The sequence below is a fragment of the Streptomyces sp. NPDC050164 genome, assembly GCF_044459945.1.
In the GTDB taxonomy this organism is placed as follows: domain Bacteria; phylum Actinomycetota; class Actinomycetes; order Streptomycetales; family Streptomycetaceae; genus Streptomyces; species Streptomyces coeruleorubidus_A.
In genome coordinates this window covers 159,193-172,827 of sequence record NZ_JBITJK010000004.1, presented here as the reverse complement: position 1 = coordinate 172,827, position 13,635 = coordinate 159,193, and the positions used below count along the sequence as shown (strand labels likewise).

Sequence of the window (13,635 nt, the reverse complement as noted above, 5' to 3'; positions counted from 1 at the left end):
CTCATGGACGGGGTGCCGCTCACGGCCGGTGCCCCGTCATCCGTGCCGCCGACGCGATCGTCGCCCGGGCCTCGCGCTCGGACAGGCCGGTATTGAGTGCGGCCTCGACCAGGGCGTCCACGAGCGCGGGGCCGATGCCGTCCTCGTAGGCCCGGCAGGCCGCCCAGAACAGCCGGGTGTTGCGCTGGCCCTCGTGCGCGGCGAGGACGAACTGCACCAGGCCCTGGCCGTGGCCGCCGGTCGCCGGGGGTGTGGGGTGGTGGGCGCGGGGCGGCGGGAGGAGCAGGCGCAGCAGGGAGCGCGGGCAGGGGGCGGGGGCCAGATGGGCGGTTCCCGGGGCCGCGGCGTAGACGCCCTGGCCGGTGCGGGAGCCGGGGCCGACGAGGTAGCCGCCGGCGCCCCGGATGTCGATGCCGGGGGCGAGGCGGCCCGCCGAGTTGGGGACGACCACGTCGGGCGGGCCGCTCAGCCACAGGTGACGCCCGCCGGACGGGGTCACGACGACCACCGTCGGCGGAATGGTGAACAGGTGTCGCAGCGCCAGCTCCCGTAGGGCGGCAGAGGAGTCCGTGCCGGTCTTCACGTCCAGGTCGATGCCGATCAGATGGTGCGGGGACAGGCCGCAGGCGATGCCGTAACCGGTCGCCCAGGGCGCCGCGGCGAACAGTTCGCGGATGCGCGCCGGGTCGCTGGAGGCGTCGTAGACCCCGTGGCCGAGCCGGCCGCACTCGCCGTGACAGGGGGAGGGGACGGGGTCGTCGCGGTGCGGGGAGCGCAGCGCCGGGAGCTTGGCGCGGGACAGGGGGATGACGGCCAGTCCGCGTTCGGCGGCTGACAGGGCGTGTGCGAGGGCCAGCGTCGTGGCCTGCCGGTCGGTGGTGGCCATGCTCCTAGTTTCGTACGTACGTTCGAAAAAGGAAAGGGGGAGCGGATGCGGCGCTCCGGGGTGGAGGGCCGGACGGGAACGGAGGCCGAGCAGGGCATCCTCGGCAGCGGCGTCGGCGGCGACAACTTCGGTAACTCGGCCACCACCCGGCAGCAGGCCGTCGGCGAGGGTGCCTCCAACCAGAGCGGCACGGCCCAGGTCAACGGCTCGGCGTTCACGGCCGTCAACCAGGGCAACGCCAGTACCGCCGTCAGCTTCGCCCCGCTGTGGTGGTGAGCTGAGCGGGCCGGTGTGCCGGCATCGGCCCGCGTCCTGTGTGGGTGTGCTTCGTGGGGTGACAAGCGCCTGGGCGGCGGTGATTCGGTACCGCCGCGCAGGCGTTTTCGGTGTCTGTCGGGGGCTTGACGAGGCACTTGATCTGACGGACAGTCAGAAACTGTGACTGGTGAGCCGGAGGTCCACGACGAGTTAGAGGCGCGCCTGAAGGCCTACGAGGGCCGCCCGGCCGCCGCCACCGGGGTCGGCCGGGACCCCGTCAACGAGCCGATGATCAGGCACTGGTGCGAGGCCGTGGGCGACACCAACCCGGCGTACGCCGGCCCGGACGCCATCGCTCCCCCCACCATGCTCCAGGCGTGGACCATGGCCGGTCTCTCCCGCCGCCCGGAACGCACGGCGGCGTACGAAGAACTCCTCGGCCTGCTGGACGAGTCGGGCCATGACGCGGTCGTCGCCACCGACTGCGAGCAGGAGTACCTCCGCCCCCTGCGCCCCGGGGACGAGATCACCTTCGACTCGGTGATCGAGTCGGTGTCCGGCCGCAAGACCACGAAGCTCGGGACGGGCTACTTCGTCACCACCCGCACGGACATCAGGGCGGGCGGCGAACTCGCCGGCACCCACCGCTTCCGCATCCTCAAATACGCCCCCGCAGGCCGGCCGAAGGACCCGAAGGAACGTCGCCCCCGCCCCGTCGTCAACCGCGACAACGCCGGCTTCTGGGAGGGCGTGGCGCGCCACGCGCTGCTGATCCAGCGCTGCACCGGCTGCGGCACCCTGCGTTTCCCCTGGCTGCCGGGCTGCAACAGCTGCGGCTCCCCGCAGTGGGACACCGTCGAGGCGAGCGGCGAGGGCACGGTCTACTCGTACGTCGTCATGCACCACCCGCCGTTCCCGGCCTTCGAGCCCCCCTACGCGGTCGGGCTGATCGAGCTCGCGGAGGGCGTGCGGATCGTCAGCAACGTGGTGGGGGTGCCGTACGACGAGGTGCGCGTCGGGATGCCGGTGCGGCTGGAATTCCGGCGGTACGACGACGAGCTGGTGCTGCCCGTCTTCCAGGGGGTGACGCGGTGAACGCCGGCGACCGTCTCCCGCCCCTGGAGATCCCGATCACCCGCACCCTGATCGTCGCCGGGGCGATCGCCTCCCGGGACTACCAGGACGTGCACCACGACCCGGAGCTGGCCCGGCGGAAGGGCTCCCCCGACATCTTCATGAACATCCTGACGACCAACGGCCTGGTCGGCCGGTACATCACCGACCACTTCGGGCCCCGGGCGCAGCTGCGCCGGGTGGCGATCCGGCTCGGCGCGCCCAACCACCCCGGGGACACGATGGTGCTGACGGGCACGGTCGAGGAGGCCGACGGGGACCTGGTGACGGTCCGGGTCGTCGGCGCGAACGGCATCGGCAAGCACGTCACGGGCACGGTGACGGTGAGGGTTCCGGGATGAGCCTGCGAGGGCGGGACGGACTCGGCGGGCACGCCGCCATCGCCGGCATCGGGGCCACCGAGTTCTCCAAGGACTCGGGCCGCAGCGAACTGCGCCTGGCCGTCGAAGCGGTGCGCGCGGCCCTGGCGGACGCGGGCCTCACCCCGGCGGACGTGGACGGGATGGTCACGTTCACCATGGACACCAGCCCCGAGATCACCGTGGCCCAGGCGGCGGGCATCGGCGAGCTCTCCTTCTTCTCCCGGATCCACTACGGCGGCGGCGCGGCCTGCGCCACCGTCCAGCAGGCGGCCCTGGCGATCGCCGCGGGAGTGGCGGACGTGGTCGTCTGCTACCGGGCCTTCAACGAGCGCTCGGGCCGCCGCTTCGGCTCCGGGGTACGTCACCGGGAGCCGTCGGCGGAGGGCGCGGCGCTCGGCTGGGCGCTGCCGTTCGGCCTGCTCACCCCGGCGTCGTGGGTGGCGATGGCGGCCCGGCGCTACCTCCACACCTACGGCCTGACACCGGAGGCCTTCGGGCACGTGGCCGTCGTCGACCGCAGGTACGCGGCGACCAACCCGGCGGCCTACTTCCACGGCCGGCCCATCACCCTGGCCGACCACGCCGCGTCCCGCTGGATCGCCGAGCCGCTGCGGCTGCTGGACTGCTGCCAGGAGACGGACGGCGGACAGGCACTCGTCGTCACCTCCGTGGAACGGGCCCGCGACCTGCCGCACCCGCCGGCCGTGATCGCGGCGGCCGCCCAGGGCGCGGGACGCGCGCAGGAGCAGATGACCAGCTTCTACCGCGACGACCTGACCGGCCTGCCCGAGACGGCGGTGGTGGCCCGGCAGCTGTGGCGGACCTCGGGGCTCGCGCCGGCCGACATCGACGTGGGCATCCTCTACGACCACTTCACACCGTTCGTGCTGCTGCAGCTGGAGGAGCTCGGCTTCTGCGGACCCGGCGAGGCACCGGACTTCGTGGCCGAGGAACGCCTGCCGCTCAACACGCACGGCGGGCAGCTGGGGGAGGCGTACCTGCACGGGATGAACGGGGTGGCGGAGGCCGTCCGGCAGATCAGGGGGACGGCGGTGAACCGGATACCGGGTGCGGAGCGGGTCCTGGTGACGGCGGGGACGGGCGTGCCCACGTCGGGGCTCGTACTGACCGCCGGCCCTCAGGGGTGAACCCGCAGTACCCCGGGTCCTCCGCTCCACCTACAGGAGGTGCAGCAAGCCCTACCCCTACAACCTGAGGGGGACCCCGCTTCGGGACCTGCGGCCGATCCGCTGGAGGTGGCCCCGCTCATAGCGTTGAGCCATGACCACACTCGTCTGCACCAGCGCGTCGAAGGCCGCTGCACCAGCGGCGCAGACCCTTCCGTACCCGTCGTTCTCGTCGTACGTCAGGGCCCGCCAGCCGGTGCTGCTGCGTACCGCCCGCTCGCTCACCGGCAACCCGAGCGACGCCGAAGACCTGTTGCAGACCGCGCTCGCCAAGACGTACGTCGCCTGGGAGCGTATCGAGGACCATCGCGCCCTCGACGGCTATGTGCGCCGGGCGCTGCTGAACACACGGACGTCGCAGTGGCGCAAGCGCAAGGTCGACGAGTTCGCCTGCGACGAGCTGCCCGAGCCGGAGCCGGTGCCCGGCGGCGACGACCCGGCCGAGCAGCAGGCGCTGCGCGACGCGATGTGGCGGGCGATCATGCGGCTGCCGGCCCGGCAGCGGGCGATGGTGGTCCTCAGGTACTACGAGGACCTCAGCGAGGTCCAGACGGCCGAGGTGCTCGGCGTCTCGGTGGGCACGGTGAAGTCGGCCGTCTCCCGCGCGCTCGGCAAGCTCCGCGAGGACGCTGAGCTGGGGCTTGTCCGTAGTTGAGCGGATGTGTCGGCCGCCGGTGAGCGGTTCCGTCGGCAGCCGTGACGTGATCGATCGCCCGGTCCTAGTGACATACCAAGCGGTATGTGCGCAGAATCAGCGCAACTCTTACCACCGCGCAGGCAATGTCGCCCCGGGAGGACGCCGTGCTGAGCACCATGCAGGACGTACCGCTGCTGATCTCGAGGATCCTGACCCACGGGTCGACGATCCACGGGACATCACAGGTGACCACCTGGACCGGTGAGGCCGAGCCGCACCGTCGCTCCTTCGCCGAGATCGGCGCCCGCGCGGCCCAGCTCGCACACGCCCTGCGCGAGGACCTCGGCGTCGCCGACGACGACCGGGTCGCCACCTTGATGTGGAACAACGCGGAGCATGTGGAGGCCTACTTCGCGATCCCCTCCATGGGCGCGGTCCTCCACACCCTGAACCTCCGGCTCCCGCCCGAGCAGCTGGCCTGGATCGTCAACCACGCGGCGGACCGCGTGATCATCGCCAACGGTTCGCTGCTCCCCCTGCTCGCCCCGCTGCTCCCGCACCTGAAGACGGTCGAGCACGTGGTCGTCTCCGGCGCCGGGGACCGCTCCCTGCTCGCGGACGCGACCGCGCGGGTCCACGAGTACGACGACCTGATCGCCGGGAAGCCCACCTCGTACGACTGGCCGGAGCTGGACGAACGCCAGGCCGCCTCCATGTGCTACACCTCCGGCACCACCGGCGACCCCAAGGGCGTGGTCTACAGCCACCGCTCCATCTACCTGCACTCCATGCAGGTCAACATGGCCCAGTCGATGGGCCTGACCGACGAGGACACCTCGCTGGTCGTGGTGCCGCAGTTCCACGTAAACGCGTGGGGGCTGCCGCACGCGACCTTCATGACCGGCGTGAACCTGCTGATGCCGGACCGCTTCCTCCAGCCGGCGCCGCTCGCCGCGATGATCGAGTGCGAGAAGCCGACCCATGCCGCCGCCGTCCCGACCATCTGGCAGGGCCTGCTCGCCGAGCTGACAGCGCACCCCCGCGACGTCTCCTCCCTCACCCAGGTCACCATCGGCGGCTCGGCCTGTCCGCCGTCCCTCATGGAGGCCTTCGACAAGCTGGGCATGCGGGTCTGCCACGCCTGGGGCATGACGGAGACGTCCCCGCTCGGCACGGTCGCCCGTCCCCCGGCCGGTGCCGTCGGCACGGAGGAGGAGTTCGCCTACCGCCTCACCCAGGGCCGTTTCCCGGCCGGCGTCGAGGCCCGGCTGACCGGCCCGGGCGGCGAACGCCTCACCTGGGACGGCGAGTCGGCCGGCGAGCTGGAGGTGCGCGGCCCGTGGATCGCCGGCGCCTACTACAACGGCCCGGGCGCCGACCCCCTGTGCCCCGCCGACAAGTTCAGCGAGGACGGCTGGCTCAAGACGGGCGACGTGGGGACGATCTCCCCCGACGGCTACCTCACCCTCACCGACCGTGCCAAGGACGTCATCAAGTCCGGCGGCGAGTGGATCTCGTCGGTGGAGCTGGAGAACGCCCTCATGTCCCACCCCGAGGTGGCCGAGGCGGCCGTCGTCGCCGTACCCGACGACAAGTGGGGCGAGCGCCCCCTGGCCACGGTCGTCCTCAAGGAAGGCTCCACCGCCACCTTCGAGACCCTGCGCGCCTTCCTCGCCGACGAGGGCAAGATCGCCAAGTGGCAGCTCCCGGAGCGCTGGACGGTCATCGAGGCGGTGCCGAAGACGAGCGTCGGCAAGTTCGACAAGAAGGTGCTGCGCAGGCGGTACGCGGAGGGGGAGCTGGACATCACCCGGCTCTGACCTCTGGGCACGCATGGCCTGACCGCCGTCATCGTCGTACGGAGGTCAGCCTCATCAGGACCGCCGTCATCGTCGTACGGAGGTCAGCCTCATCAGGACCGCCGTCACCGCCGTACGGCGGTCACCCCCCACCCCAGCACCAGCCACACGCCCGCCACCGCGCACACCCCGACCCAGCCGAAGTGGCTGAAGGCGAACCCGGCGAGGGCCGAGGCGCCGGCACCGCCCGCGAAACCGGCGACCACATAGGCGGTGTTGGCGGTGGCCGGGGTGGACGTGGCGGTCAGGGCGAGGGTCTGGTTGGCGACGTGGGAGGCGACGAGCGCCGCGTGGATCAGCACGGCGGCGGCGAACAGCGCCCCCAGCACCCGCCCGCCCAGCCAGAACAGCGGCACGGACACGCCGGCGAGCAGATACGCGGACCGCACGACACGCTCCGCGCCGAACCGGTCCACGAGCCCGCCGGCCAGCGGTGCCACCGCGGTCGCCGTCAGTCCGAACAGCCCGAAGAGTCCGGCCGTCGCGGTGGACAGCCCGTACGCCGGCCCGGTCAGCAGCAGGGCGAGCGAGGTCCACAGCGCGCTCCACGCCCCGAACATCCCGGCCTGCCGCAGGCAGGCGCGCCACAGGTCGGACGAGTGGCGCAGCACGGAGGGCAGCGCGGCGAGTCCGGCGAACAGCGGGCCTTCCCGCCGCCGCTGCGACGGCAGGACGAGTGCGGTCGCGAGTCCCAGGACGAGAGTGAGCACGGCAGCGCCGGCGAACACCCAGCGCCAGCCGAAGGCCTGCCCGGCCAGTCCGCCCAGCACCCGGGCCGCGACGATGCCGGTGAACAGGCCCGCGACGACGGCCGCGACATGACGGGCACGCCGCTCGGCCGGGGCGCGTTCGGCGACCAGCGGGACGAGCAACTGCGGGATGACGGTCGCGGCCGAGGCGACGAACACGGCGACCGCGAGGGCGGTGACACCCGGGGCGGCGGCGCTGGCGGCCAGTGCGACGGTGGTGACGAGCGTGAGCCCGCCGACCAGTCGGCGCCGGTTCGCGCTGTCGCCGAGCGGGGCGAAGAACAGCAGGCCGACCGCGTAGCCGAGCTGCGCGACCGAGGCGATCCAGGCGACGGCCGAGGGCGCCGAGCCGAAGTCGCGGGCCATGAGCGAGAGCAGCGGCGCGGCGAGGTAGATGTTGGCGGCGGTAACCGCGCTGCACACGGCGATCAGGGTGAGGAAGAGACCGGGTGCGGGCGTAGGCGCCTGGCGCACGGGGGCCGCGCCGGCCCGGCGGGAGGTGGTCGTGGCTGTGGTCGCTGACGGCATGGGAGGAGGACCCCTTGGAGTCGGCTCTAACAACTAACTGGTTGGTTGGACAATGGGGCAACAGTGTGGGTCGCCCTTCGATTCCCTGTCAACCAAACAGTTGGTTACCTGGCGCGTTACCCTCTTTCCCATGGCAGCAGCAAGGGACCCCGACGCCACCAAGGCCCGGATCTTCGAGGCGGCGGTCGCGGAGTTCGCCCGGCACGGCATCGCCGGCGCCCGCATCGACCGCATCGCCGCCGAGGCGAAGGCCAACAAGCAGTTGATCTACGCCTACTTCGGCAACAAGGCGGAGCTGTTCGCGATCGTCCTCGAAAGGAAGATGCTCCACCTCGCCGAGGCGGTCCCCATCGACCCGGACGACATCGAGGGCTGGATCGACCGCCTGATGGACTACCACGCCGCCCACCCGGAGCTGCTGCGCCTGCTCTTCTGGGAAGGCCTGGAGTACGGCGACACCGAACTGCCCCACGAGTCCGACCGTCAGGAGCACTACGCCCGCAAGGTCGCCGCCCTCCAGGACGGCCAGGACCGCGGGGTCGTCACCGACGCGATCCCGGCGGCCGACCTGCTGTTCCTGCTGACCGCATTGGCCAACTGGACCGCGGTCGTGCCGCAGATGCGGCGCATCCTGGTCGGCGGCGAGGACCCCGACCGGGACCGCCTGCGCACCTCGGTCAAGGAGGCGGCCCGCCGCCTCTCGGCCCGATAGCGCGCTCGGACTCCCCTAGGCCCTGTCGTTTGGATCAGGTCGCAGGGAAGCGACTGTTCTGCGCGGTGCCGGCAACCGACTACAACGCCGCAGAGGTGTGTGCCAGACCCCGCGTCTGCGGCGTGATCCAAACGACAGGCCCTAGTTGGTCCCGATCCGGGACAGCAGCTCGACGATCCGGGACTGCACCTCGCCGCTGGTGGACCGCTCCGCGAGGAAGAGCACCGTTTCTCCGGCGGCCAGCCGCGGCAGGTCGGCCTGGTCGACGGCGGCCGTGTAGACGACGAGCGGGGTGCGGTTGAGCTGCCCGTTCGCGCGCAGCCAGTCCACGATCCCGGCCTGCCGCCGGTGCACCTGCATCAGGTCCATCACGACCAGGTTCGGCCGGAACTGCCCCGCCAGCGTCACCGCATCGCCGTCACTCGCCGCCCGCGCGACCTGCATCCCGCGCCGCTCCAGCGTCGCCGTCAGCGCCAGCGCGATCTCCGCGTGCTCCTCGATCAGCAGCACCCGCGGCGGGTGCTGCTCACTGTCGCGCGGCGCCAGCGCCTTCAGCAGGACGGCGGGATCGGCACCGTAGGCCGCGTCCCGCGAGGCCTGCCCGAGTCCGGCCGTGACCAGGACGGGCACCTCGGCGGCGACTGCGGCCTGCCGCAGCGACTGCAACGCCGTACGCGTGATCGGCCCGGTCAGCGGGTCGACGAACAGCGCGGCGGGGAAGGCCGCGATCTGCGCGTCGACCTCCTCGCGCGAGTTCACGATCACGGGCCGGTAACCGCGGTCGCTCAGCGCCTGCGAGGTGCTGAGGTCCGGCGCGGGCCACACCAGCAGCCGCCGCGGGTTGTCCAGCGGCTCCGGCGGCAACTCGTCGTCCATCGGCTGCGGCACCGGCGGATCGGCCACCTCGACGGCACCGCCCGGCCCGTCCAGCGGCTCCGGACCCTCGGCGGCGTTCTCGTCCGGCGCGCCTATGGCGTACGACCGTCCACCACCCTCGGTCATCTGCGCGAGCCGCGACTGACCAGCGAGGGACGGCTGCGCCGGGACGGGCGCGGGGACCGGTGCGGTGCCCTGCGCGGGCGTCGGCTCGGCCGTCGGATGCGGGCGCGCGGCCTGCTCCGGGCGCGGCGCCGTTTCCTGGCGGGGTGTCTGGTCACTCCGACCGGCCTGTTCCGTCCGCGCGGCCGGGTCGGGCGGCGTGCCGAGCTTGCGGCGCCGACCCGATCCGCCCGACTGGTGCGGGGGCGGCGTCGCCGAGGGGGCCGCGGGCGCACCCGGCGCCTGCGGGGCCGAAGCGGCCGAGGGACGCGCGGCGGGCCCGCCCGACGGCTGCTGCACGTGGGCCGCCTGCCGGTTGAACGGCACGCCTTGGCCCAGCGTCCGCACGCTGATCGCCCGCCCCTGCGTGGAGTTCGGGTCGACGGGCGCGGCCGCCTCCGCGGGCAACGGCTGAGCCGCCCGCGTTGCGCCCTCCGGGGGCATCGGGGTGCCCGGCGCCGGGGTGTGGGGCTGCGGGGCCTGGGCCGCGGGGGTGCCGTTCGGGGGGAAGGCGGGGTGTGCGGCGGCGCCGTTGGGAGCTGCGGACTGTGCCGCGCCGTTCGTGGGTACGGACTGTGCCGGACCGTTCGGAGGTACGGCGACACCGGCCCCCGAGGTGTGGTCGGCGGCGGGCCAGGTCTGTGGCTGGGGGGCGGGGGTGCCTGGGGCCGGGACCGGGGATGGGGTTCCGGGGGTGGCGGTGCCCTGGGGTGGGGTGCCCGGAGCGGGGGTTCCCTGAGCCGGGGTGCCCTGCCCGGGGGCGGACTCGGCGGGGAGCGGCTGACTGGCGGAGGGCTGCTGCTCCGGTGTGACGACGCCCTGCTGCGGCAGTGGCTGCGCGCCGTGGGGCTGGTTCAGGGACGCGGGTTGAAGCGCCTGGCCCGGGAGGGCCGCCTGCACGCTGTGCCCGAGACCGCCCGGGGCGGGGACGGACACGCCTTGCGGGGGTACGGCGATGCTCTGCGGGGGCGCGGCGACACCCTGGGGCGGGACTGCGGTGCCCTGCGGCTGGGGGACGCTCGCGTGCGGGACGTTCCCCTGGGGAGGAACGGCGTTGTCCTGCGGGTGCACGGCGTTGCCCTGCGCGTGAGCTGCGTTCCCCTGCGCCGGAACCGCCACGCCCTGCGGCGGCACAGCCGTACCGGGCGCGACCTGCCCGGCAGCCACCCCGGCCTGGACGGGCACACCCTGACCTGGGGTGCCTTGTCCCGGACCGGCCTGACCCACCGGAACCTGACCGGTGACGTCCTGCTGCGCGGGACCCCCCTGCTCGGTCCCCGCGGGCACGGAACCGGCCTGCTGTCCCGCCCCCTGCCCAGGCGCACCAGCCACGGGAGACGCCGTACCGGGCGCCTGCGCTCCGGCCCCGTCGGCCGGCTGAGCCGCAACGGCCCGCCGCCGACGCCCGGTCGGCGCACTCGTGGGGTGCGGCTGGGGCGGGGTGTGATCGGCCGACTGGTCGTGCGGGACGGCGTCGTGCCGCCCTTCCTCGAGCCGTCCGTCACCGGCGGCAGCGGAACCGGGAACCGCCACGGCTCCCTGTCCCTGCCCCGGCACCTGACCATGACCGGGCACCTGCCCCTGACCGGCCCCCTGTCCCTGACCGGGCACCTGCCCCTGACCGGCCCCCTGTCCCTGACCGGGCACACCACCTGGCGCGACCTGCTGCCCCTGGTCGGCGGCGCCGGCTGGTCCGGCCGGTCCGGCCGGGGCCTGATCCGCCTCGGCCGGCGGCAAGGCGAACACCGCACGCGGCCCCGCCGCCTCCTGCGCGGCCGCCCGCTCGGCGGCAGCAGCCAGCGCACGCCGCCGACGCCCGGTCGGCTGCGAAGCCTGGGCCTGGCCCTGGGCCGCGTCGGCTGAAGCTGCGGCGGCCTCGCCGGACGGCGCGGGCAGTGCCGGCGGCAGCGCGTGCTGCTCGCCGGGCTGGACCTCACGCCGGGCCCGCCGCTCGGAGGGCGCGGGCACGCCCTGCGGCGGAACGGTCCCGCCCAGTCCCGTACCCGAGGCGGCGGTCCCCGCCGCATGCTCGGCGGCCGTGACGACGGCCCCTTCGGCGACGCCCTGGACGGCGCCCCCGACGGGCAGGGCCGGAGCCGCACCGGCGTTCTCGGCCGCACGCCGCCGCCGCCCGGTACCGCCCGACGCGGCCGCACCCTCACCGGAAGCCTGCGCGGGAAGGGCAGCCGGTTCCCCGGCGGCCCGCCTCCTGCGCCGCCCGGTGGGCGCGGCCCCCTCGGCACCGGACCCACCGGCCCCGTCGTCGCCCTCAGCCGGAACGTCACCGTCCAGGAACGCATCGGTGTTGGACCGCCGCGCCCGGCGCCGTCCTCCACCGGAGGTCTGCCCACCGGACGTCTGATCACCGGAGGCAGCGGGCAGCCCCTCGTCAACCGCCTGGGCGGCGGCATCCGCGGCAACGGCCCCGGCCCCGCCCCCGATCGGCACTTCGAGGACGTAGGCGTTACCGCTCATCCCCGGCACTTCATGCGTCTGGAGCACACCACCGTGAGCCCGGACGATCCCGCGGACGATGGGCTCGTGCACGGTGTCACCGCCGGCGTACGGCCCGCGCACCTCGATGCGTACGACCTCGCCGCGCTGGGCCGCCGCCACCACGACGGTGTTGTCCATGTAGCCGCCCGCGGACACGGGCGTGTTGCCGGTCGCGTCGACCCCCGCCACGTCCGCGACCAGATGCGCGAGGGCGGTCGCGAGCAGCCGGGGATCGACCTCGGCCTCGATGGGCGGCGCGTGCACGGCGAACTGCACCCGCCCGGGCCCGATGAGCTCGACGGCCCCGTCGACACCGGCGGCGACGACGGCGTCCAGCATCACCTTCGTACGGGAGATGCCCTCGCTGCCCGTGTCCAGCCGCTGATAGCCGAGGACGTTGTCGATGAGCGTCGTGATGCGCGAATACCCGGCGGACAGGTGGTGCAGCACCTGGTTGGCCTCGGGCCACAGCTGCCCGGCGTCGTCCGCGGCCAGCGCGGCCAGCTCACGCCGCAGTTCCTCCAGCGGCCCGCGCAGCGACTGCCCGAGCAGGGTCAGCAACTGCTCGTGCCGTGCGGCGAGCGCCTCGTAGCGGTCCTTCTCCCGCTCCCCGAGGGCGGCGTACCGCTCCTCGTTCGCGCCGAGCTCCTCGGCGTGCCGCTCGTGCAGCTCCTCCAGCTCGGTCACGTGCTGCTGGCGCAGCGCGGTCAGCTCGGAGGCGTGCTCCTCGGCGATCCGCTCCAGCTCTTCCGCGTGGCGCTTCTGAGCCGCCTCCTTCTCCTCGACGACGGCGTCGTAGGGCCGCCGGTCGGTGAAGGTCATCACGGCGCCGACGAGCTGCTCGCCGTCGCGCACGGGCGCGGTCGTCAGATCGACCGGCACCTTGCCGCCGTCCTTGGCGTACAGCATCTGCCCGCGCACCCGGTGCTTGCGCCCGGAGCGCAGGGTGTCGGCGAGCGGCGACTCCTCGTACGGGAAGGGCGATCCGTCGGCGCGCGAGTGCAGCACGAGATCGTGCAGTGCGCGCCCGCCGAGATCGCTGGCCCGGAAACCCAGTATCTGGGCGGCGGCCGGATTGACGAGCACGATCCGCCCGTCGGTGTCGGTCCCGACGACGCCCTCGGCCGCGGCCCGCAGGATCATCTCGGTCTGCCGCTGCGACCGCGCCAGCTCGGCCTCGGTGTCCACGGTCCCGGACAGGTCCCGCACGACGAGCATGAGCAGCTCGTCGCCGGTGTAGCCGTAACCGTCGTAGGCCTGCTGCCCGTTCTCCAGATTCGCACTGGTGACCTCGACGGGGAACTCGGTCCCGTCCGTCCTGCGCGCGATCATCCGGGTCGGCTTGGTCCGGGCATGCGGATCGAGGTGCTCCGGCCGCCGCATGGACCCCGGGATGAGCTTGGAGTCGAACTGCGGCAGCAGATCGAGCAGCCCGCGCCCCACCAGAGCGGTGCCCGGCGTCTCGAAGGCCTCCAGGGCGATGGTGTTGGCGTTGACGACCGTCCCGTTGGCGTTGACCAGCACCAACGCGTCGGGAAGAGCGTCCAGTATGGCTGCGAGGCGAGCAGCGCCTCGGGATGGCCTGCTGCTCACGAGACGCTTCCTCCCTGTTACCGCACCTTGCCAACCGCTCGGGCCATCTTGCCAACCGTCCCGCAGCGTGTCACGCGAGGGAGTCTAAGGGCTCCGGTTGCGCTCGCGACGCCGGATGAGAGCGAGGTCGCACGAGCAAGTGACCCCGAACTGACGACCGAGTAACCGGAAACGCCCGCCCCTCCTGCAACGACGT

The 13,635-nt window shown here is 73.4% G+C and carries 9 protein-coding genes and 1 pseudogene; 7 read left to right on the top strand and 3 right to left on the bottom strand.

The window, feature by feature from the left end; translation table 11 throughout:
- Nucleotides 1-19: 19 nt before the first annotated feature.
- A complete protein-coding gene (locus ACIBNA_RS08665; RefSeq protein ID WP_399164495.1) occupies nucleotides 20-886 on the bottom strand; it encodes a bifunctional DNA primase/polymerase in 867 nt (288 codons plus the stop codon).
- A 96-nt stretch (nucleotides 887-982) separates the two neighbouring features.
- Between ACIBNA_RS08665 and ACIBNA_RS08660 the strand changes: the two are divergent.
- From ACIBNA_RS08660 to ACIBNA_RS08635, 6 genes and pseudogenes are all read left to right on the top strand, one after another.
- Nucleotides 983-1,162, top strand: a pseudogene (locus ACIBNA_RS08660) (hypothetical protein); the annotation flags it as partial.
- Nucleotides 1,163-1,324: 162 nt separating this feature from the next.
- Nucleotides 1,325-2,239, top strand: a complete 915-nt coding sequence (locus tag ACIBNA_RS08655) for a bifunctional MaoC family dehydratase N-terminal/OB-fold nucleic acid binding domain-containing protein (RefSeq protein ID WP_399164494.1) — start codon at nucleotides 1,325-1,327, stop codon at nucleotides 2,237-2,239.
- Nucleotides 2,236-2,619 (top strand): MaoC family dehydratase, encoded by a 384-nt coding sequence (locus ACIBNA_RS08650; RefSeq protein WP_399164493.1) that lies wholly within the window; start codon nucleotides 2,236-2,238, stop codon nucleotides 2,617-2,619. Before ACIBNA_RS08655 ends, ACIBNA_RS08650 begins: the two co-directional genes overlap by 4 nt.
- The gene (locus ACIBNA_RS08645; RefSeq protein WP_399164492.1) at nucleotides 2,616-3,788 is read left to right on the top strand and encodes a lipid-transfer protein; all 1,173 of its coding nucleotides are present in this window, start codon (nucleotides 2,616-2,618) and stop codon (nucleotides 3,786-3,788) included. Before ACIBNA_RS08650 ends, ACIBNA_RS08645 begins: the two co-directional genes overlap by 4 nt.
- Nucleotides 3,789-3,921: 133 nt before the next feature.
- Nucleotides 3,922-4,482, top strand: a complete 561-nt coding sequence (locus ACIBNA_RS08640) for a SigE family RNA polymerase sigma factor (protein ID WP_274817515.1) — start codon at nucleotides 3,922-3,924, stop codon at nucleotides 4,480-4,482.
- Between the two features lie 125 nt (nucleotides 4,483-4,607).
- The gene (locus tag ACIBNA_RS08635; protein WP_399164718.1) at nucleotides 4,608-6,284 is read left to right on the top strand and encodes a long-chain fatty acid--CoA ligase; all 1,677 of its coding nucleotides are present in this window, start codon (nucleotides 4,608-4,610) and stop codon (nucleotides 6,282-6,284) included.
- A gap of 104 nt (nucleotides 6,285-6,388) precedes the next feature.
- Here ACIBNA_RS08635 and ACIBNA_RS08630 read toward each other — a convergent pair whose 3' ends face one another.
- Nucleotides 6,389-7,600: an MFS transporter gene (locus tag ACIBNA_RS08630; RefSeq protein WP_399164491.1), complete on the bottom strand. Its 1,212-nt coding sequence runs from the start codon at nucleotides 7,598-7,600 to the stop codon at nucleotides 6,389-6,391.
- Nucleotides 7,601-7,730: 130 nt separating this feature from the next.
- Here ACIBNA_RS08630 and ACIBNA_RS08625 point away from each other — a divergent pair, with 130 nt between their 5' ends.
- Nucleotides 7,731-8,312, top strand: coding sequence for a TetR family transcriptional regulator (locus ACIBNA_RS08625; RefSeq protein WP_399164490.1), 582 nt, complete (start codon nucleotides 7,731-7,733; stop codon nucleotides 8,310-8,312).
- A 141-nt stretch (nucleotides 8,313-8,453) separates the two neighbouring features.
- Here the strand turns inward: ACIBNA_RS08625 and ACIBNA_RS08620 are convergent, their stop codons facing one another.
- Nucleotides 8,454-13,439: a PAS domain-containing protein gene (locus ACIBNA_RS08620; RefSeq protein WP_399164489.1), complete on the bottom strand. Its 4,986-nt coding sequence runs from the start codon at nucleotides 13,437-13,439 to the stop codon at nucleotides 8,454-8,456.
- Nucleotides 13,440-13,635: the final 196 nt, after the last annotated feature.